Raw genomic sequence first — 19,364 nt, 5'->3', positions numbered from 1 at the left:
AGCCGCAAGCGGGGCGGGGCTTCGGCCCCGCCTTCCCCCAAAACTGCCACAAGGCAGAATGGTGACGGCGGCACCGCCATCAAGCTGTGCGTGAAGCCCCGCGACGCTTTGTATCGGCTTTGTTAATATTGTGTTTTCCTTATTTCGCCACTTTACTGCGCATACGAAGGGCGACAGATCCGGGGCAACGCGCCTTGGCAGACAGGAGAACATGATGCGCAAATCCGCGCTAACATCGGCGATGTGTGTTTTGGCGGCAGGCGTGATCGTCGCCGGATGCTCGACGTCGCGTTTCGGCACCTTCAGCACGCGCCCCGCACCGGCACCGCTGACCCCGGCCCCGACCGATCCGGTCACCGGCGGCCAATTGCCGCCGCCAACCCAGCCGGGCGCGCAGCAGCCCGGCTTCCCGACTGCGCCGGGCCAGGAGGGCGTCCTGCCCGATGGCACCACCGACCCGAATTCGAGCTTCCAGAACGTGGCGACCGCCGAACCGGTAACCCGCGAGGCGCTGGTCGGCGCATGGAAGGTGACCACCGCCGGCTCGTCATGCCAGATGTTCATGGCGTTGACCAAGTGGACCGGCGGCTTCCGCGCCGCCTCGCGCGGCTGCCCTGGCGATGCGGCCAGTGTCGCGGCCTGGGACGTGCAGGGCCAGCAGGTGCTGTTGAGCGATTCGGACGGCAACCGCGTCGCCACGCTGTTCCCGACCGGCGCGGGCCAGTTCAACGGCCAGACGACCACGGGCGCGGCGATCTCGCTGACCCGCTAGCCAGCCTGACGCGGGCCGGGCGGTGACCGACATCGAATATACGGGCGAGCGGGTGCGCGCCCGTTACGATGCGCTGGTCGCCGACGGCAAGCTCGATCCCGACACCGCCCAGGAAGCGCTCGCCAGCCGCCTCGACGCGCTGAACGAGGAAATCGGCACGCTGCGGCTGGCCTCCAAGTCGAGTTCGCTCGGCTGGCTGTTTGCGCGCCGCGCGCCCAAGCCGCATACGGTGCGCGGGCTCTACATCCACGGCTCGGTCGGGCGCGGCAAGACCATGCTGATGGACTTCTTCTTTCGCGCCTGCCCGGCACAACGCAAGCGCCGCGCCCATTTCCACGATTTCATGGCCGACGTGCACGACCGTATCGCCCGCCACCGCGCCGATCTGAAGGCCGGCAAGGTCAAGGAGGACGACCCGATTCCGCCGGTCGCCCGCGCCATCGCCGCCGAAGCCCGCGTGCTGTGCTTCGACGAGTTTTCGGTCACCGACATCGCCGATGCGATGATCCTGTCGCGGCTGTTTTCGGCCCTGTTTGCGCGCGACGTCATCCTGGTGGCGACCTCCAACGTGGCCCCCGGCGGGCTCTACAGGGACGGTCTCAATCGCGGCCTGTTCCTGCCCTTCATCGACGTGCTTCACGCCCATGTCGATGTGATGAGCCTCGATGCCGACCGCGACTACCGGCTCGACCGGCTGGCCCGCACGCCGCTCTACGTGTCGCCGCTGGGCGAGGCCGCCGACGCGGCAATCGACGACATCTGGGACCGGCTGACCGGCGGCACTCCGGCCCATTCGGAAGCCATCGAGGTCAAGGGCCGGATGATCACCGCCCCGGCGGTGGCGATGGGCGCGGCGCGCTTTTCGTTTGCCGATCTGTGCGAGCAGCCGCTCGGCGCACGCGATTATCTGGCGATCAGCCGCAACTACCACACGGTCTTTGTCGAGCGCGTGCCGCTGATCGGCGCCGGCAAGCGCAACGAGGCCAAGCGCTTCATCAACCTGATCGACACGCTCTACGACAACCAGGTAAAGCTGGTGGTCTCGGCGGCCGCCGAACCGCATGAACTCTACCAGGCCGACAGCGGCACCGAGGCCTTCGAGTTCGACCGCACCGCATCGCGGCTGATCGAAATGCGCTCGGAGGAATGGGTGGCGCGTGCCAGCGCGTGAATGGTGAGAACGCGCACGCCATAGCCGCCGCGCCCCGTTTCCCGAGGCCGGATTGTTCATATTCTGGAAGACGGGCGGTCAAAGCATCGCAACGTCTAGATAGTAATAGCGATCCTCGGACCGCCCGCTCGGTGGTCTTGCAGCTTCGGTCGGCGGCCCGGAACGAAAGTCCGGGAAAACAAGACTGCGCGCGCCGCTTCATGCCGCCCCGGCTTGGGGGTTCATCACCCAGTGACACACCTCTGCGCCACCAATCAGGCACCGTCCTTCCCCCTGTGAGCCGGTGCGCACCCAGACTTCCATGAGAAGGCGGGACGGATGATAGGCCGGTTTCAAGGGCGGTGGACAGGATTTCCCGCCAATCCCGGATTCCCGGGATTGGCGGCGGGATTTGTCCAACGGGCCGGAGAAAGCCGGATCACGTTTGCGCCCGCCTCGCGCTCATGCCGGCGGTATTGCCAACGGCCCGGACGAGCGAAAAGAGCAGAAAGCCCGCAGGCCCGAAGAGGAAGGTGACCGGCAGGCAAGGCAAGACGAACCAGAACCGGAGGCCATCTGCTCGACCCTGTCGGCAGATCCAGGCTCCGACGAAGAGGTCGAAGGCGAGGAAATGCACCCATCCCGCCATCAGCGCCTCGGGATTCGAGAACAACAGCGTGACCTCGGCGAAACTGCCGAACCCGCCGCTGTCGGCCGGAAACCAGACAAACATGATCGTATAACCGGCCGCGAGTGTGATCGGGACGAAGAGGCCGGCGATCCGGTCCGACCAGACCGGCATCCATGGCGAGGCCAGAAGCACGGCCCAACCGAACATCGCGACGACCCCGGCGACAGAAAATACCACTTCGTAATCCATGTCAGCTCCCTGTGTTCGAAGAGCTTGAGTTATTATTGCATAATCCTTGCATATGCAAGCAATATGGCTTATATCCCTCTCATGGAAAACATCTGCACCATAAACGCCCTGCGCCTGCTGCAGTCGGCGGATGAATTGAGAGCCAGGCTTGCCGGCGAGTTTTCCGCCGTGCACGGCCTGTCAGTGAACGAATTCTTCCTGCTGATGCATCTCGACAGGGCGCCGCTCAACCGCCTGCCCCGCGTGGAATTGGCAAAACGCATGCATGTCAGCGCGTCGACGGTGACACGCATGGCCGCGCCGATGGAAAAGCTCGGCCTGCTGACGCGAAAGGCCGACGAGCGCGACGCCCGGCTGGCTTTTGTCGTCTTGACCGAGGCGGGCAGGACCCGGCTTTCCGAGGCGCGCGCAACCTTCGCCAAACGGGCGAATTACGTGTTCCAGGACCGCTGGGACGACGCCGAACTGGAGCAATTGTCGGCGCTGCTCAACCGCCTCGTTGCAGGAACGCCGGCGAATTTGACCGAGAGCGCCGACTGATACGGTGGCCGGGCCGGTTGTCGCGGTCAGGCGGCGTTGCGCAACAACGCCGCAACGACCGCTTCCGGTGCGTCCTCCTGGACGATATGCGCCGCGTCATCGACCACCGTCATCGTCTCGGCATGCAATAGCCCTTTCAGTTTCTCGCCGCGTTCCAGCGGGATGAAACTGTCATGCGCGCCCCACACCAGATGCACCGGGAAATCCGGCTTTCGGTAGCGCTGCTGCGCTTCGGCGATGTTAGCGGTGTCGGATTGGGCGATCTGGCGGTAGAAGGCGGGCTTACCGGTCTCGCCGCTCCACGGTTCCAGATAGATGTCCATCGCCTCGGCGCGCAGCGGGTAATGCGCCGCCTGCTGGATGTAGGCGCGCAGCAGCGCCTCATGCGCATAGTCCGGCACGCCGGAGAACGCCGCCTCGTGCAGGCGGACATGGGCGTAGAAGGGCGAACCGGACGGCAGAACAGCGACCGGATCGATCAGATGCAGCCGGCCAAAGTCGACGCCATTGACGAAATGGCAGCGCAGCGCCGCAAGCCCGCCGAAATCGTGGCCGACCACCTGCGGCCGGTCGAGCCCCCAGTAGGCGATCAGTGCGGCCAGCAGGTCGCTCTGAACGCTCTCGGTGACATTCTGGCCGTCCGACTTCTCCGACCGGCCGGTGCCCAGCATGTCGAAGAACCAGACCCTGTGGCTTTGCGCCAGCCACGGCGCGATGCGCCGCCACGCTTGCGCCGACCACGGAAAGCCGTGCGCCAGCACGACCGGATCGCCGGCACCGATGACGCCCCAGGCGACGCGCTGCCCGTTGAAAGAGAATGCCTGATCGAGCATAAGCATGGCATGGCCTCACATCGTCACTTAGCAGATTTGCAATATGACTAAACAACCAGATCGCGCCGACCAATTCAAGGCCCTGGCGAGCGAAAGCCGGCTGGAGATCCTGCGCCTGCTCGACGACCCAGCCGGCAATTTCGGCCACCAGCTTTCCGCCGATCCGGTCAAGACCGGCGTTTGCATGCAGATGATTGCCGAGCGGATGGGCGTCACGCAGCCAACCATCAGCCGCCATATCGACCTGCTGCGCCGCGCCGGCTTCCTGACGGTGACGAAGCAGCAGAAATGGCACTACTGCGCCCGCGACGAAGCGGTGCTGGCCGAGTATCACCACTGGCTGGGCGCGGAGATGAAGGTGAAGCGCCAGGCGGGATAGCGGGCGGCCGGCTGGCTTCCGCATGGACAGCTGGCCGCCGGTGTGCGACCCATGCAGCTTCGGTCGGCGGCCCGGATCGTTTTGTCCGGGAAAACAAGACTGCGCGCGCCGCTTCATGCCGCCCTGACTTGGGGATTCATCACCCAGCGATACACCTCTGCATCGCCCGACAAGCACCGTCCCTCTCTCCATCAGCCGGTGCGCACGACAGACTTCCGTGAGGAGGCGGGAACCAGGATAGGGGAGGTTTGGGCGCGGTGGAATAGTTTTATTGGTGAGAAAAGTGCGGTGGCGATCTCCCCCTTGCGCTGAACTTGGCGACTAGCGACCAAGCTAAATGGAGTTCGTCATCCTAGGGCTTGACCCTAGGATGACGACGTTCATCTTGCCAAGCGGCTAATTGCCGATATCGGCAATTGATCCATCGATCCGAACGGGGAGAAGGCTGGCTCGCGTCATCGTCTGAGCAAGATGCCCGCCGGACCTTGCAGCCCGGCGGGTTCGTTTATTCCACTAAATGCCCCGCTCCTTACGCCGCCAGGTCGCGCAGCACGTAGTGCAGGATGCCGCCATTATGGACATAGTCCAGTTCGTCGGCGGTATCGATGCGGCAGATCAGCGGCACGTCCTTCGTCTCACCATCCGCATAGGTGACCTTGGCGATCACCGTGTCGCGCGGCTTGACGCCGGCCAGCCCCTCGATGGTCACCGTCTCGTCGCCCTTCAGGCCCAGCGACTGCCAGGTCGTGCCGTCTTCCAGCACGAAGGGCACGATGCCCATGCCGACCAGGTTGGAACGGTGGATGCGCTCGAACGACTGCGCGATCACCGCCTTGACGCCGAGCAGGTTGGTGCCCTTGGCCGCCCAGTCGCGCGACGAGCCATTGCCATATTCGCCGCCGGCAAACACGACCAGCGGCACGCCTTCCGCGCGGTAGCGCATCGCCGCGTCATAGATCGGCAGCTCTTCCTTGGTGGGATAGTGGATCGTGTAGCCGCCCTCGCGCCCGTTTTCGCCCAGCATGTGGTTGCGGATGCGGATATTGGCGAAGGTGCCGCGCATCATCACCTCGTGATTGCCGCGCCTGGTGCCGTACTGGTTGAAGTCGGCCACACCGACGCCATTGTCCATCAGATAGGCGCCCGCCGGCGACTGGGCCTTGATGGACCCGGCCGGCGAGATGTGGTCGGTGGTGATCTTGTCGCCGAACAGGCCGAGCACCCGCGCGCCGACAATGTCGCCGACCTGGCCGGCCGACTTGCCCATGCCCGCGAAATAGGGCGGGTTCTGCACATAGGTCGAACCGTCGTCCCAGGCATAGGTCTGGCCGGCCGGGGCCTGCACCGCCTGCCAGTTCTCGTCGCCCTTGAAGACATCGGCATATTTGGCCGCGAAGATCTCGCGGGTGACGTAGTTGGCGATGAACTCCTGGATCTCCTGGTTGGAGGGCCAGATGTCCTTAAGGAACACGTCATTGCCATCCTTGTCCTGGCCGATCGGCTCGCTGGTCAGGTCGATATCGACCGTGCCGGCCAGCGCATAGGCGACGACCAGCGGCGGCGAGGCGAGGTAGTTGGCCTGCACGTCGGGCGAGATGCGGCCCTCGAAGTTGCGGTTGCCCGACAGCACGCCGCCGGCGATCAGGCCCTTGTCGTTGATCGTCCTGGAGATCGGCGCCGGCAACGGGCCGGAATTGCCGATGCAGGTGGTGCAGCCGAAGCCGACGAGGTTGAAGCCTATTTGATCAAGCTCCTTTTGCAGGCCGGAGTTTTCCAGATATTCGGCGACGACCTGCGAGCCGGGTGCAAGCGAGGTCTTGACCCAGGGCTTCTGCTTCAGGCCGAGCTTGTTGGCATTGCGCGCAAGCAAGCCCGCGCCGATCAGCACCGACGGGTTCGACGTGTTGGTGCACGACGTGATGGCGGCGATCGCCACATCGCCATGGCCGAGATCGAAATCCTCGCCCTCGACAGCGAAGCGCTTGCCGAGTTCGGCCGGGTTCTTCTTGTACTCGGCCTCGAACGCCTCGCGGAACTTCGCGCCGACGGTCTCCAGCGCCTGCCGGCCTTCCGGCCGTTTCGGCCCGGCCATCGACGGCACCACGTCGCCGAGATCGAGTTCCAGCGTGTCTGTGAACACCGGTTCGGCGCTGCCGGTCTCGCGGAACATGCCCTGCTCCCTGGCGTAGGCCTCGACCAGCGCGATGCGGTCAGATTCGCGGCCGGTCATGTTGAGATAGTTCAGCGTTTCGGAATCGATCGGGAAGAAGCCGCAGGTCGCGCCATATTCCGGACCCATATTGCCGATGGTCGCCGCATCGGCCAGCGTCAGGTGATCGAGCCCGTCGCCGAAGAATTCGACGAACTTGCCGACCACGCCCTTCTGGCGCAGCATCTGCACGACGGTCAGCACCAGGTCGGTGGCGGTCACGCCTTCCTTCAGCTTGCCGGTCAGCTTGAAGCCGATCACTTCCGGCAGCAGCATGGAGATCGGCTGGCCGAGCATGGCGGCTTCCGCCTCGATGCCGCCGACACCCCAGCCGAGCACGCCAAGGCCGTTGATCATCGTGGTGTGCGAATCGGTGCCGACACAGGTGTCGGGATAGGCGACGGTCTCGCCGTCGGCATCCTTGGTCCACACGGTCTGGCCGAGATATTCCAGATTGACCTGGTGGCAGATGCCGGTGCCGGGCGGCACGACGCGGAAGTTGCGGAACGCCTGCTGGCCCCATTTCAGGAAACGGTAGCGCTCGCCGTTGCGCTGGTACTCCAGCTCGACATTGCGGGCGAACGCATTCGGGTTGCCGAATTCGTCGACGATGACCGAGTGGTCGATGACGAGATCGACCGGCACCAGCGGGTTGATCTTCTCCGGATCGCCGCCGAGCGACACCATCGCGTCGCGCATCGCCGCGAGATCGACGACGGCGGGCACGCCGGTGAAGTCCTGCATAAGCACGCGCGCCGGGCGGTAGGCGATCTCGTAGCCGGCCGAACCCTTGTCGTTCAGCCAGTTGGCCACGGCGACGATGTCGGCCTTGGTGACCGAGCGGTCGTCCTCGTTGCGCAAGAGGTTCTCAAGCAGAACCTTCATCGAGTAGGGCAGCCGGGAGATGCCCTCAAGGCCGTTCTTTTCGGCCTCGGCGAGGCTGTAATAGACATAGTCCTTGCCACCGACGGTAAGCGTCTTGCGGCATTTGAAGCTGTCGATCTTTGACACGGGTTTCACCTTTCGAGTTCGGGTGCCTGCTAGGGACGAACTCTTCCGCATGCACTTCGAACGAGCGCTCAAGAAGATGCGGGTGCGGCCATTTCCGCTGTCCGCCCCTGCCAGACCACGAAAAGAGGTCCGACATTTCGGTCGGCTCAAAGATGTTCACGCACCGGCCGCTGGTGCGATGCGCTCCCTATAGAGCAGTTTTTAGAACCTTTCCAGACCGTCGAAAGGCGAAAAGAAAAGGCGGTTGCCACGCCCCGCCATCCATGCCACATGGCCGGCCAATGAGGGGTAAGTCATGAAACTGGTCGTTCGCGACCTTGCCGCCGACCGGGGCGCCGGACCGGTGTTCGAACAGGTCAGCTTCACGCTGGCCGCCGGCGAGGGCTTGCTCGTCACCGGCCCGAACGGCGCCGGCAAGTCGACGCTGATCCGCGCCATCGCCGGGTTGCTGCACCCGTCCGCCGGCAAGGCCTATATGGAAAACGCCGACGGCAGCAAGACCAAGGTCGCCGCCGCCTCGCATCTGCTCGGCCCGATCAACGCCATGAAGCCGGCGCTGACGGTGCGCGAAAATCTCGGCTTCTGGCAGGCCTTTCACGGCGAGCCGTCGGCTTCGCTCAACGACGCGATGGAGCTGGTCGGCCTGGAACACACGCTCGACCTGCCATTCTCCTATCTATCGACCGGTCAGCGCCGGCGCGTCTCGATCGCCAAGCTGTTGCTGAATCACCGCCCGGTCTGGCTGCTCGACGAGCCGACCTCCGGCCTCGACGCGGCGTCGGAAAAGCAGTTCGCCACGCTGATTCGCGACCAGTTGGTCGGCGGCGGCATCGTCGTTGCGGCAACGCATCTGCCCATCAAGGTCGCCGGCATGAAGAGCCTTACCTTCGGCGGAGCGCTTGCGGCATGATGGCGCTGATCGCCCGCGACATTCGCATCGGTGTGCGCGCCGGCGGCGGCATGCTGGTCGGCATCCTGTTTTTCCTGGCGGTGATCGCGGTGGTGCCGTTCGGCATCGGCCCCGATCTCAACCTGCTGGCGCGCATCGGCCCGGCGATCCTGTGGATCGGCGCCCTGCTCGCTTCGCTGCTCGGCCTCGACCGCATGTTCCAGGCCGACCGCGAGGACGGTTCGCTCGACCTTCTGATCATGCAGCACGGCGAGCATCCGCTGGCGGTCACCGTGTTCGCCAAATGCATCGCCCACTGGCTGACCACCAGCCTGCCGCTGGTCGTCGTCTCGCCGGCGCTCGGTGTGCTGATGAACATGGAGCCGACGGCGATCGCCGCGACCAGCCTGACGCTGCTCGCCGGCACGCCCGCGATCACCTTCATCGGCGCGACCGGCGCGGCCATCGCCGTCGCCCTGCCGCGCGGCGGCTTGCTGGTCTCGGTGATGATCCTGCCCTTCGTCATTCCGGTGCTGATTTTCGGTGTCATGGCCGCCTATGGCGCTGTCCAGGACCCGGCGCCGTTCACGCAGCCGTTCCTGCTGATGTGCGCGCTGACGCTGTTTTTCGCGGTTTTGGGGCCTTTGGCGGCCGGCGGAGCGCTGAAAGCGTCTTCCGATTGATCCGAGTCAATTGCCGCCGGACGCGCTTGGCACTAAGTATGCGCCATGAGTGATACGACCGTGCAGATGCCCCGTTTCAGCCTGACCGCGCTCGCCAACCCGACGCGGTTCCTGTCCTATTCCGGCAAGATCCTGCCCTGGCTCGGGGGTGCCGCTGCGTTGCTTCTGGCGATCGGTCTCTATCTGGCATTCGCCGCGCCGCAGGATTACCAGCAGGGCATCACGGTGCGCATCATGTATGTGCATGTGCCGTCGGCCTGGCTGGCGATGATGGGCTACATGGTCATGGCCGTCTCCTCGCTCGGCACGCTGATCTGGCGCCATCCGCTCGCCGACGTGTCGATCAAGTCGGCCGCGCCCATCGGCGCCGCCTTCACGTTCCTGGCGCTCGCCACCGGCTCGCTTTGGGGCAAGCCGATGTGGGGCACCTGGTGGGTGTGGGACGCCCGCCTGACCTCGGTCTTCGTGCTGTTTTTGATGTATCTCGGCGTCATCGCCCTGCAGCGCGCGATGGACGATCCGGTGCGCGCCGCGCGCCCGGTCGCGATCCTGGTGCTGATCGGCACGGTCAACATCCCGATCATCAAGTTTTCGGTCGACTGGTGGAACACGCTGCATCAGCCGGCTTCGGTGGTCCGCCTCGACGGACCGACGATCCATCCCAGCCTGCTGTGGCCGCTGCTGGTGATGGCTGTCGGCTTCACCCTGCTGTTTTTTTTCCTGCATCTGGTTGCCATGCGCACCGAAGTCTGGCGCCGCCGCATCACCGCCATGCGCCGTGCCGGGGCCAGTGAGCAGCGCGCCGCCACGACGCCGGTTCTCGCGGAGTAATCCATGACCCATCTGCATTTCGTCCTCATCAGCTATGGCCTGACGGCTGCCGTGCTTGGCGGCCTCGGCCTGTGGCTGTGGCTCGATCGCAGCGCCCGCCTGCGCGAGATGCGCCAGCTCGAACAAAACGGCGTGCGCCGCCGCTCGGCGAAGTAACGGACAGTTCCATGAGCGAGACCGAAACCGGGCAAGCGCCCGCCGCCCGCAAGACCAATCCCGCGGTTTTCATCCCCGTGGTCGCCTTCATGGCGCTGGCCGCGCTGTTCGCCTTCATGATGATGCAACCGGGTCGCGACACCTCTGTGGTACCGTCCGCGCTGATCGGCAAACCCGCACCCGACACGCCGCTGCCGGCCATTCCCGGGCTGACGACCGCCGACGGCAACGCCATGCCGGCCTTCGTGCCTGCGGAATTCGGCGGCAAGCCGGTGCTCGTCAATGTCTGGGCCTCGTGGTGCGGACCGTGCCGCGAAGAGCATCACCTGCTGATGGAACTCGCCGGACGCGGCGACCTCGATATCGCCGGCCTGAACTACAAGGACAAGACCGGCAACGCGGTCGGTTTTCTCAACGAACTGGGCAATCCCTACACCCGCGCCGGCGCCGACCTGTCGGGCCGCTCGGCGATTGAGTGGGGTGTCTATGGCGTGCCGGAATCCTTCGTCGTCGCAGCCGACGGCACCATTGCCTACAAGCATGTCGGGCCGCTGACGCGCGATGTCGTCGACAACGAGATCATCCCGCGCCTGACCGGCCAGAAAACCGACGGCTGACAGAGCGCGCCGTCAGGCGTAGTCTCGCCCGATGTCCGAAGAACTGGAAAAACGCTTCGAGCGCCGCCAGCCCGATGGCGACACCCATGAACGCGACATCTGTGCGCGCTGCGGCTTTATCGCCTATGAAAATCCGAAGATCGTGGTCGGCACGGTCGTCACCCACGAAGACCGGTTCCTGCTGTGCCGGCGCGCCATCGAACCGCGCAAGGGGTTCTGGACCGTGCCGGCCGGCTATCTGGAACTGCAGGAGACACCGGAGGAAGGCGCCAGGCGCGAGGCGTTCGAGGAAGCCAGCGCCGAACTGCAGATCGGCGGCCTTTTGGCAGTCTACTCCGTCAGGCATCTGAGCCAGGTCCAACTAATCTTTCACGGCGACCTCGTCGACGGCGCACACGAGCCGGGAATCGAGAGCCTCGAGACGGCGCTGTTCAAGTGGCATGACATCCCGTGGAACGAGCTTGCCTTTCCGACGGTCCACTGGATGTTGGGCCACGAGGCGGAGCGCCGCTCCGGCGCGACCGGTCTTCCCTTTGGGAATCCGCAAGGTGAAGGCGTGCAAAAATGAAACACCGTCCACAGAACTGCGCCCGGGCGGCCAAAAAGTTTATTTTCAGTTAATATCTCACTTGCCCGCAGCAGACCTCTGTCGCATGGTCTGCGCGTCATGAACTCGCTCATTGTCGATATAAGGCCGGCGGACGAAAACGACGCCTTTCAGATCGCCGAAGTGCATGCCGCGGCTTGGCAAAACGCCTATGCCGGCATCATACCGCATGCCAGCCTGCGCCGCATGATCGCGCGCCGCCACGGCGAATGGTGGCGCCGCGCCATCCGGCGCAACACCTCCGTCATGGTCGTCGATCTCGGCGGCTCGATCGCCGGCTACTGTACCTACGGGCTGAACCGCGCGCATGCGCTGTCGCAGGAAGGCGAGATCTACGAGCTTTACATCCGCCCGGAGTATCAGGGCATCGGTGTCGGGACGCGGCTGTTTCGTGCCGCCAAGAACAGCCTCCGGGACCATGGCTGCAAGGGCCTGGTGATCTGGGCGCTGGAAGACAATACGATCGCCGCGCAGTTCTATACCGGCCTCGGCGGCCACGATATCGCCCAGGGTTTCGAAACCTTCGAAGGCCGCCGGCTGCGCAAGGTCGCCTACGTCTGGAACTGATTTCGGGCAGCGTTCCGACCAACCCGCTGCAACCCCTGACCGGTTGCCACCTGCCGGAATTCCGGCTATCTGCCGCCAAACCCCAATGAACCGACATTCAGGACCAACCGGATGCGTATCGAAGCCATCGCCATCGGCAACACCCCGCCCGACGACATCAATGTGATCATCGAGGTGCCGGTCGGCGGCCAGCCGATCAAATACGAGATGGACAAGGATGCCGGCGTGCTGGTGGTCGACCGTTTCCTCTACACGCCGATGACCTATCCCGGGAATTACGGCTTCGTGCCGCACACGCTGTCCGACGACGGCGACCCGATCGACGTGCTGGTCTGCAACACCCGCCCTCTGGTGCCGGGCTGTGTGATCAATGTACGGCCCATCGGCGTGATGCTGATGGAAGACAATTCCGGGCAGGACGAGAAGATCATCGCGGTGCCGACACATGCCCTGACCAAGCGCTATGACAGCGTGAAGGACTATTCCGACATGCCGGACATCACGCTCAAGCAGATCGAGCACTTTTTCGAGCACTACAAGGATTTGGAACCCGGCAAATGGGTGAAGATCGGCGGCTGGCAGAGTGTCGACGTCGCCAAGGAGCTGATCCTCGAGGCTGTCGAACGCGCCAAAACGTCCAGGGACTAGAGCGCTACGCCGCTTCGCCAGCGAGCGCCCTGATGCGCTCTCCGGTCTCGCTGTCGCCCTCAATCCGGATCGTCTTGTCGCGCGCCGTCTTGCCGGCAACAACGGCGATGGCCGATTTCGGCACGCCGAGCCTTTTTGCCAGCAAAGCGATCACCGCCTTGTTGGCCCTGTCCTTTTCCGGCTGCGCGGTGACCCGTATCTTCAGCCGTGCCTGGCCATCATCGCGGGTTTCCACACCCTCAATGGCGTCGCGCGACGCGTTCGGCGTGACGCGCGCGCAGAGATCGCTCCAACCCGGCCCGGCACGCAGGAACTCCGGCCCTGGAGCGTTTCCGGTCAGGTGACCGCCGGCGCCAGGACATTGATGATGAAGCGTTCGATAAAGAAGATAATCACGAACAGCACGATCGGCGAGATATCGAGACCGCCCAGATCCGGCATGAAGCGCCGGATCGGCCGCAGGAACGGCTCCGTCGCCTTGTAGAGGAACTCACCGACCATCGCCACGAAGCGGTTGGAATTGTTCACGACGTTGAACGAATAGAGCCACGAAAAGATGACCATCGCGATGACGATCCACTTATAGATGCCGATCACGAACAACAGCGTTTGAATTATCGTCAGGCCCACGCCGAATCTCCCTTGCGGTTCTGCCGATCACTTAGGTGTTTGGCCGCCCGCCTGCAAGTTGTGCATGCATCGCGCCGTGAACGTGGTAAACCGCCGGGTCCGCGCTCAGCCCGTGAGCCGCGCCGAAGATATCGACAAGGATATCGCCGATGACATCCGAACATTCCGACAGCGTCAGTGGCGCGCGCTTCGCCGCCTTTGCGCACCCAGCCTTCATCAATTACTGGCTGGCGCGCTTTGCCGCGACGCTCGCCGCACAGATCGTCGCGGTCGCGGTCGCCTGGCAGGTCTACGATATCACCCGCGACCCGCTCGATCTCGGCATTATCGGGCTGGTCCAGTTCCTGCCGCTCTTGTTGCTGGTGCTGGTGACCGGCGCGGTGGCCGACCGCTATGGCCGCCGCCTGGTCATGCGTGCGTCGATCGCGCTGGAAGCGATCTGCATCGCGGCTATCCTGTGGTTCGCCGTCATCGAGATCGCCACGCCGCTGCCGATCTTCGTGGCGCTGGCCGGGTTGGCGGTCGGCCGCGCGTTCTTCGGCCCAGCCTCGCAGTCGCTGGTGGTCAATCTGGTGCCGCGCGCCGACTTCGCCAATGCGGTGGCCTGGAACTCATCTTCGTGGCAGGTCGCCTCGATCTGCGGACCGGTCGCGGGCGGCCTGCTCTATGGCCTCGGCGCGACGACGGCTTACGCGACCGCGCTTGTGTTGATGCTGGCCGCCTTCGCGCTTGCCAGCCGCATCCCCAAGCCGAAGATACGCGACGCGGTGCGCAAGGTGACGTTTTCCTCGCTGTTCGACGGGCTGCGCTTCATCCGCGGCGAGAAGGTGGTGCTGGGCGCGATCTCGCTTGACCTGTTTGCCGTGCTCTTGGGCGGCGCAGTGGCGTTGTTGCCCGTCTATGCACGCGATATCCTGCATCTCGGCCCGTGGGGCCTCGGCCTGCTGCGCGCGGCTCCGGGCATCGGCGCGATTACCATGGCGGCGTTTCTGGCCGCCTCACCGATCAGCGATCATGCCGGCCGCATCCTGCTTGTATTCGTCGCCCTGTTCGGCGCGTTGACGGTGGTCTTCGGCCTGTCGACGATCACATGGCTGTCGATCGTCGCACTGGCGCTGGTCGGCGCCGCCGACATGGTCAGCGTCTATATCCGCGAGACGCTGCTGCAATTGTGGACACCGGACGAGGTGCGCGGTCGCGTCAACGCGGTCAACATGGTGTTCCTCGGCGCATCGAACGAGTTGGGCGAGTTTCGCGCCGGCTTCATGGCGGCCTGGATCGGCGTGGTGCCGGCGGTGGTGTTCGGCGGCGTCGGCGCCATTGCGGTCGCCGGCATCTGGGCCGTGGCGTTTCCGAAACTGCGCGATGCGCGCTACCTGCACCGCGCCGGCTGACCGGCGCTATGCGTCTTCGAGGAAAATCCGGTCGATGAAGGCGTTCAACCAGGAAAAGACCGGACGGTCGTAAAGCAGCCGGCCTTCAAGGTGGTCGCGCGCGCCCTGCGCGCCCGGCAGCACGAAACGATGCGCGGCGCGCACGGTCCAGCGATGCATCATCACCTGGGTGAGTTCGGCGTGAAACTGGATGGCCCAGGCCTTGTCGCCATAGCGGAACGCCTGGTTTTCGTAGGTCGGCGAGCCCGCCAGCCGCACCGCGCCATCCGGCAAGGTGAAGCCCTCGCGGTGGAACTGGTAGATCATCGGCGGCCAGTCCATCAATTGCGCGCCGGCCTCGGTGGCGGCCAGCGGGTACCAGCCGATCTCGACAAGCCCGTCGGCGCGACCCTCAACCGAACCGCCGAGATGGTTGGCCAGCATCTGCGCGCCGAGACAGATACCGAGAAACGGCCGGTTCTCGGCAAGCGGCACGGCCAGCCAGTCGGTCTCGCGGCGGATATAGTCGTGATCGTCATTGGCGCTCATCGGCCCGCCGAACACCACCGCGCCGGCATGGTCGTCGAGCGTTTCGGGCAAGTCGTCGCCGAGCGGCGGCGTACGAATGTCGAGGTCGAATCCGCGCGCCTGCAACACCTGCCCGACCCGTCCGGGCGAAGACCGCTCCTGATGCAGGACGACGAGAACGGGGCGCTGGTCGGCGGCTTGTCTCATGAGGCGCGCTATTCGCCGCCGGTTTCCGCCGAAAGCCGCGCCATCACCGCGTTGCGCATCAGGATGCGGTCGCGCCCGTCGACGCCCAGCAGTTCCGAGATGCGCCAGACGATATTGTCTTCCAGCTCGTGAATTTCGCCGTCGGCAAACACCATCTCCCAGAGCGCCTCGATGAGATCGCGCCGTTCGTCGGCGGAGGTCGAGCGCATCAGGACGCTGGTGAACTGGTAGAGATCGACCGCTTCGCTGTCGGCGTCGCGCGCCGCCTCGACCAGTTCGCCGAGCCGTTTGTCATCGAGCCCGTAGGTCTCCTGCAGGATCTCGGCGAAGCGCTGCCGCTCGACATCGTGCAGTATCCCGTCGGCCTCGATGACATGATGCATCAACGCGGCCGCAGCCAGCCGCGGATCGTCCGGCGCGAAGGCCGGCTCGCCTTCGGCCGCCCGCTCGCGGCCGATCGACTGGAAGATGGCGGTTATCCGTTCGAGCATTCCGGCCCTTTCCGATCTCTGTCCGATCCAGAGATATAGGGCCGAAACCGATCAGAAAAGACGGAATCGCCCGCTGGACGGTTCCGGCGCCTCGTTGGGATCGACGCCGGGATCGTCGGGAACCGGCGGAAACGCCTGTTCTTCCGGCTCCGTCGCGCCATTGCCGGCCTTGGCGGGCGGTGTCTCCGCTGCCTCTGGCGGCGGTTCGGAAGCCGGGCTTTCGCCGGCTTCTTCCTGCGCCGTAGTCTCCGGCTCAGGCTCAGATTCGGCTGCGGGCTCGGGTTCCTGCACGGCCTCGGGCAAAGGCTTCTCGGTCGTGGCCTTTTCGGCTTCGGCTGGTTCGGGCTCCAGGTCGATCACCTTCGGCGTTTCGGTTTCGGCGGTCTCGGCGGAGGCTATTACCTCTTCCGGCTCCGCCGGCGCTTCGGCGGTCGAGCCGTCGATGACCGTCTCGCCTTCCTCGACCGGCGTATCGACGACCGCCGGCGGCTGCTGAGCCGGAATGCCGGGTACCATCGGGTCGAGATCGTTTTCCAGCACCGGGCCGAGCCGTTCGACCGGCACCTTCCACTCGAAGACATCCAGGCGGCCGCTGATCGGCGATACCGGCAGCCAGATCTCCGAGACATAGCCGTCGGCCGTCCAGGCCGGATCGCGCGGCGCACGCACCGCGCGCGCCAGCCATTCGCGCACCTTGCCCTGATCGCCGGTTTCAGCATCTTCGATATCGGCCATCAGCATGAACGCGCCCTCGCGCGGCTCGTTGCGCAAAACGCTCGCCACCGCCTTGCGCGCATCGGCATATTCGCCGGCCTCCATCGCCGCCTGCGCGACGATCATGCTCGATTCGATATTGTTCGGCTTCAGCCGTTCCAGCCGCCGCGCCCGTTTGTAGCGGTCATGCGCCGAATCGCCGGGCCGGGCGTTGATATAGGCGATCGCGATATCGGGATGCGGCGAATGACGCCATGTCGCCTCCAGCGCATTGACGCCCCGGCGCATGTCGTTCAGCCGAAACGCGGCCTGTGCGGCGACGGTCGCCGCCGGCACGAAGTCGGGCGCCAGCCGGTGCGCCTCGCCTGCCGACGTGCGGGCCTTGGCCGGATCCTTCTCCAGCAGGTCGCGTGCCATTGCGGTGAGCAGCACGGCACGCTTGCGCTTGGCTTCGTCGCGGCTGAGCTGGCGCGCATTCTTCTGGCTTTCGAGCAGGCGCACTGCGCCATCCCAATCGCCGGCTGCCGTCTTCAGTTCAAGCGCGGCGTTGCCGGCCCAGGCCAGTTGCGGCGCCAGTTCTGCGGCCTTCTCGGCATAGTGGCGTGCCGCTTCGCGGTCGCCGAGCCGGTTGGCCTCCATGTATAGGCCGCGCATGCCGAGGATTCGCAGTTCCGGGTCTTCCAGCATCGCCTCGAACTTCTCGCGCGCCTTCGGATGATCGCCTTCGGCAAGGCTTGCCTGGGCGTCGAGAAGCTGGATCATCGGCTCGGACGTCACATTGAGCAGGCCGGTCGCCTGCTTGAGCATGCGCTGCGCCGTCTGGCTGTCGCCCGCACCGGCGGCGATGATGCCCGTCGACAGTGACTGGTAACCGCGGTCGCGCCGGCGGGCGCGAAAGAAGCGCTGGACCCGAAACGGCGAGGTCCAGATGACCCGCACCAGCCACCACGTCACCATGACAGCAACGATGGACGCCACCAGCGCCACCGCCGCGACCATGAGCGTGACGGTGATCTCGTTGCCGGAAACCGTGACGACGATTGTTCCCGGTGTGTCGGCGACATAAGCGAAACCAAAGCCGAAGCCGGTGACAACAATGATGAAAACAAGAATACGCAGCATGGTAGGTCCCTACCCGTTGTCGCCGGCCGGCGCACTGTCCATGGCGCCGCTCAAAACGTCCGAAATCAGGCTGTCGAGGCGCTGCCGCGCCTTCAGATCGGTGGCAAAGCCCTCCGATACGGTTCTGGCCGCATCAGGCAGGCTCTCCCATTCGGCAATCGCCCGCGCAAGATCGCTGCGTTGCAGAGCGACCTCGATGCGGGCCGCGATCGCGCCGGGTTCGTCGCCCGGCACCTCGCCGACCGGCCGCACCTGGACCAGCGAGCGGGCGCTTGCCATCAGCCGTTCGCCAATGCCGGCGTCCTCGCCGACACCGCTCGCCGAGGCGACGATGCGGTTGGCAACGGGCGGGAACCGGTCGACCAGTTGCGCCAGCGTCGGCACGCCTGAAGCGGCGTAGTCGCGCAGCGCGTCCACGGCTTCGCTTTGGCCGGCGACACTGGCATAGGACTCCAGTTCGCTCATGAAGGGCAGACCCCGGTCGGATGCCGACTTGAGAGCGGAGGCGGCGATCGCGCCGGCAACGCGGCTGCCCGCTCCGGCGTCGATATCGGCTTCGACACGCGCCAAGCGCTCATCGAGCGCGGCGGCGGCCGCCATCGCCTCGTCGCGAATCCCGCTCATCGCTGCGGTTGTTTCATCCAGTTTGCCGGACACTGCGGCAAGCGCCTCGTCCCGGCCTTCGCCCGCCGATGCCAGCGCGTCGAGGGATGTTGAAATCTCGGCAACGGCTGCCGTTGGATCGGCGGCGCCTGCGGCCTCTTCCAGCGCGGCAAGGCGCTGCGTCAGGTCGCCGAGCGCAGCCGGATCGCCACCCCCTTCGCCGCCGCCTGCCGCAAGCACGGCGTCGATGCTGGCAAGCCGCTGATCGACGGCTTCTCTCGAAGACTGCAATGCGGCGACCGAACGGCTGGCTTCGGCGACAGCGGCATCGATTGCGTTCATGCGCCCGGCAAGGCCCTCGGTTGCGGAAGCGTCCCCGCCGGTCTCCGGCAGGGCGGCAACGCGGCTTTCCAAGGCATCGATGCGCGTCTGCAATGCGTCGGATTGCGCCGAGGTTCCCGTCTGCAGCGGCGGCAGCACGCCCACCCATTGCAGGCCGCCGGCAATGAGCACCGCCACTACACCACCGAAGACGCCGCTGGCTGCGAGCGTACCGAAACCGGGCCCGCGCGCTGGCGACGGGGCCGCTGTCGCGGGACCGCTGTCGGCGGCCCTCTCCGGCGACGGTTTGGCGTCAGCGGCCTCCGGCTTTGCGTCGCCAGCTGGCGGCGCAGACTTCGGAGCGGCCTTCGTCTTGGTTTCCGGTTTGGATTCAGCCTTGGACTCCGGTTTGGGTTTCGGCTGTTCCCCCGATCGGCCAAACGCCACCGGTTCCGCATCGGGTTTGTCGGCCGTCGCTTCCGGTTTTGCCGGTTCGGCTTTCAAATCGAGGGTCACAGGTTTCCGGCTGGACGGTCTGCGCCGGGACTTCGGATTCTGCGCCATGAAGGCCTCCCGCTGACAACTTCAGGCGTCCTAGCACAA

Annotated in this window: 22 protein-coding genes; 13 read left to right on the top strand and 9 right to left on the bottom strand. The window is 65.3% G+C overall.

What is annotated here, in order from left to right; genetic code table 11:
- The first annotated feature begins 211 nt into the window (after positions 1-211).
- Both ACO06R_RS03475 and zapE read left to right on the top strand, forming a co-directional pair.
- Positions 212-772 (top strand): protease inhibitor Inh/omp19 family protein, encoded by a 561-nt coding sequence (locus tag ACO06R_RS03475; protein WP_421856069.1) that lies wholly within the window; start codon positions 212-214, stop codon positions 770-772.
- Positions 773-794: 22 nt separating this feature from the next.
- Positions 795-1,943, top strand: coding sequence for a cell division protein ZapE (gene zapE / locus ACO06R_RS03470; protein WP_421856066.1), 1,149 nt, complete (start codon positions 795-797; stop codon positions 1,941-1,943).
- A gap of 418 nt (positions 1,944-2,361) precedes the next feature.
- Here the strand turns inward: zapE and ACO06R_RS03465 are convergent, their stop codons facing one another.
- A complete protein-coding gene (locus tag ACO06R_RS03465; RefSeq protein ID WP_421856064.1) occupies positions 2,362-2,802 on the bottom strand; it encodes an ABA4-like family protein in 441 nt (146 codons plus the stop codon).
- A 63-nt stretch (positions 2,803-2,865) separates the two neighbouring features.
- Here ACO06R_RS03465 and ACO06R_RS03460 point away from each other — a divergent pair, with 63 nt between their 5' ends.
- Entirely contained in the window at positions 2,866-3,342 is a 477-nt protein-coding gene (locus ACO06R_RS03460; RefSeq protein ID WP_421856062.1) for a MarR family winged helix-turn-helix transcriptional regulator, read from the top strand.
- 26 nt (positions 3,343-3,368) lie between these two features.
- On the opposite strand, the gene ACO06R_RS03455 is transcribed toward ACO06R_RS03460, so the two are convergent.
- Complete coding sequence (locus ACO06R_RS03455; protein ID WP_421856060.1) at positions 3,369-4,181, bottom strand: alpha/beta fold hydrolase; 813 nt, start codon at positions 4,179-4,181, stop codon at positions 3,369-3,371.
- A gap of 37 nt (positions 4,182-4,218) precedes the next feature.
- Between ACO06R_RS03455 and ACO06R_RS03450 the strand changes: the two genes are divergently transcribed.
- Complete coding sequence (locus tag ACO06R_RS03450; protein ID WP_421856058.1) at positions 4,219-4,554, top strand: ArsR/SmtB family transcription factor; 336 nt, start codon at positions 4,219-4,221, stop codon at positions 4,552-4,554.
- 529 nt (positions 4,555-5,083) lie between these two features.
- Here the strand turns inward: ACO06R_RS03450 and acnA are convergent.
- Entirely contained in the window at positions 5,084-7,774 is a 2,691-nt protein-coding gene (acnA, locus tag ACO06R_RS03445) for an aconitate hydratase AcnA (protein ID WP_421856056.1), read from the bottom strand.
- A 295-nt stretch (positions 7,775-8,069) separates the two neighbouring features.
- Between acnA and ccmA the strand changes: the two genes are divergently transcribed.
- From ccmA to ppa, 8 genes are all read left to right on the top strand, one after another.
- Positions 8,070-8,684: a heme ABC exporter ATP-binding protein CcmA gene (gene ccmA, locus ACO06R_RS03440; protein WP_421856054.1), complete on the top strand. Its 615-nt coding sequence runs from the start codon at positions 8,070-8,072 to the stop codon at positions 8,682-8,684.
- Positions 8,681-9,346 (top strand): heme exporter protein CcmB, encoded by a 666-nt coding sequence (gene ccmB / locus ACO06R_RS03435; RefSeq protein WP_421856052.1) that lies wholly within the window; start codon positions 8,681-8,683, stop codon positions 9,344-9,346. Before ccmA ends, ccmB begins: the two co-directional genes overlap by 4 nt.
- A gap of 45 nt (positions 9,347-9,391) precedes the next feature.
- Positions 9,392-10,177, top strand: a complete 786-nt coding sequence (locus ACO06R_RS03430) for a heme ABC transporter permease (protein WP_421856050.1) — start codon at positions 9,392-9,394, stop codon at positions 10,175-10,177.
- Between the two features lie 3 nt (positions 10,178-10,180).
- The gene (gene ccmD / locus ACO06R_RS03425; protein WP_421856048.1) at positions 10,181-10,333 is read left to right on the top strand and encodes a heme exporter protein CcmD; all 153 of its coding nucleotides are present in this window, start codon (positions 10,181-10,183) and stop codon (positions 10,331-10,333) included.
- A gap of 11 nt (positions 10,334-10,344) precedes the next feature.
- Positions 10,345-10,950, top strand: coding sequence for a DsbE family thiol:disulfide interchange protein (locus tag ACO06R_RS03420; RefSeq protein ID WP_421856046.1), 606 nt, complete (start codon positions 10,345-10,347; stop codon positions 10,948-10,950).
- 31 nt (positions 10,951-10,981) lie between these two features.
- Positions 10,982-11,518 (top strand): NUDIX domain-containing protein, encoded by a 537-nt coding sequence (locus ACO06R_RS03415; RefSeq protein WP_421856044.1) that lies wholly within the window; start codon positions 10,982-10,984, stop codon positions 11,516-11,518.
- A gap of 99 nt (positions 11,519-11,617) precedes the next feature.
- Positions 11,618-12,124 carry a GNAT family N-acetyltransferase gene (locus ACO06R_RS03410; RefSeq protein WP_421856042.1) on the top strand — a complete coding sequence of 169 codons (507 nt, stop codon included), beginning with the start codon at positions 11,618-11,620 and terminating at the stop codon, positions 12,122-12,124.
- A gap of 111 nt (positions 12,125-12,235) precedes the next feature.
- A complete protein-coding gene (gene ppa / locus ACO06R_RS03405; protein ID WP_421856040.1) occupies positions 12,236-12,772 on the top strand; it encodes an inorganic diphosphatase in 537 nt (178 codons plus the stop codon).
- Between the two features lie 4 nt (positions 12,773-12,776).
- Here ppa and ACO06R_RS03400 read toward each other — a convergent pair whose 3' ends face one another.
- Complete coding sequence (locus ACO06R_RS03400; protein WP_421859187.1) at positions 12,777-13,082, bottom strand: DUF167 family protein; 306 nt, start codon at positions 13,080-13,082, stop codon at positions 12,777-12,779.
- 26 nt (positions 13,083-13,108) lie between these two features.
- The gene (locus ACO06R_RS03395; protein ID WP_421856038.1) at positions 13,109-13,402 is read right to left on the bottom strand and encodes a YggT family protein; all 294 of its coding nucleotides are present in this window, start codon (positions 13,400-13,402) and stop codon (positions 13,109-13,111) included.
- Between the two features lie 149 nt (positions 13,403-13,551).
- On the opposite strand from ACO06R_RS03395, the gene ACO06R_RS03390 reads away from it, so the two are divergent.
- Positions 13,552-14,796 carry an MFS transporter gene (locus ACO06R_RS03390; protein WP_421856036.1) on the top strand — a complete coding sequence of 415 codons (1,245 nt, stop codon included), beginning with the start codon at positions 13,552-13,554 and terminating at the stop codon, positions 14,794-14,796.
- A gap of 6 nt (positions 14,797-14,802) precedes the next feature.
- On the opposite strand, the gene ACO06R_RS03385 is transcribed toward ACO06R_RS03390, so the two are convergent.
- From ACO06R_RS03385 to ACO06R_RS03370, 4 genes are read right to left on the bottom strand one after another with little or no spacing between them, the layout of a single operon-like run.
- Positions 14,803-15,510 carry a glutamine amidotransferase gene (locus tag ACO06R_RS03385; protein WP_421856035.1) on the bottom strand — a complete coding sequence of 236 codons (708 nt, stop codon included), beginning with the start codon at positions 15,508-15,510 and terminating at the stop codon, positions 14,803-14,805.
- A gap of 8 nt (positions 15,511-15,518) precedes the next feature.
- The gene (locus ACO06R_RS03380) at positions 15,519-16,001 is read right to left on the bottom strand and encodes a TerB family tellurite resistance protein (protein WP_421856033.1); all 483 of its coding nucleotides are present in this window, start codon (positions 15,999-16,001) and stop codon (positions 15,519-15,521) included.
- Between the two features lie 51 nt (positions 16,002-16,052).
- Positions 16,053-17,837 carry a heme biosynthesis HemY N-terminal domain-containing protein gene (locus ACO06R_RS03375; protein ID WP_421856031.1) on the bottom strand — a complete coding sequence of 595 codons (1,785 nt, stop codon included), beginning with the start codon at positions 17,835-17,837 and terminating at the stop codon, positions 16,053-16,055.
- A gap of 9 nt (positions 17,838-17,846) precedes the next feature.
- Positions 17,847-19,325, bottom strand: coding sequence for a mitofilin family membrane protein (locus ACO06R_RS03370; RefSeq protein WP_421856029.1), 1,479 nt, complete (start codon positions 19,323-19,325; stop codon positions 17,847-17,849).
- Positions 19,326-19,364 lie beyond the last annotated feature (39 nt).

Source organism: Oricola sp. (assembly GCF_965230365.1).
Lineage (GTDB): Bacteria > Pseudomonadota > Alphaproteobacteria > Rhizobiales > Rhizobiaceae > Oricola.
Note: the sequence above shows the minus strand (reverse complement) of the source record. Positions and strands in the feature narration are given on the sequence as shown.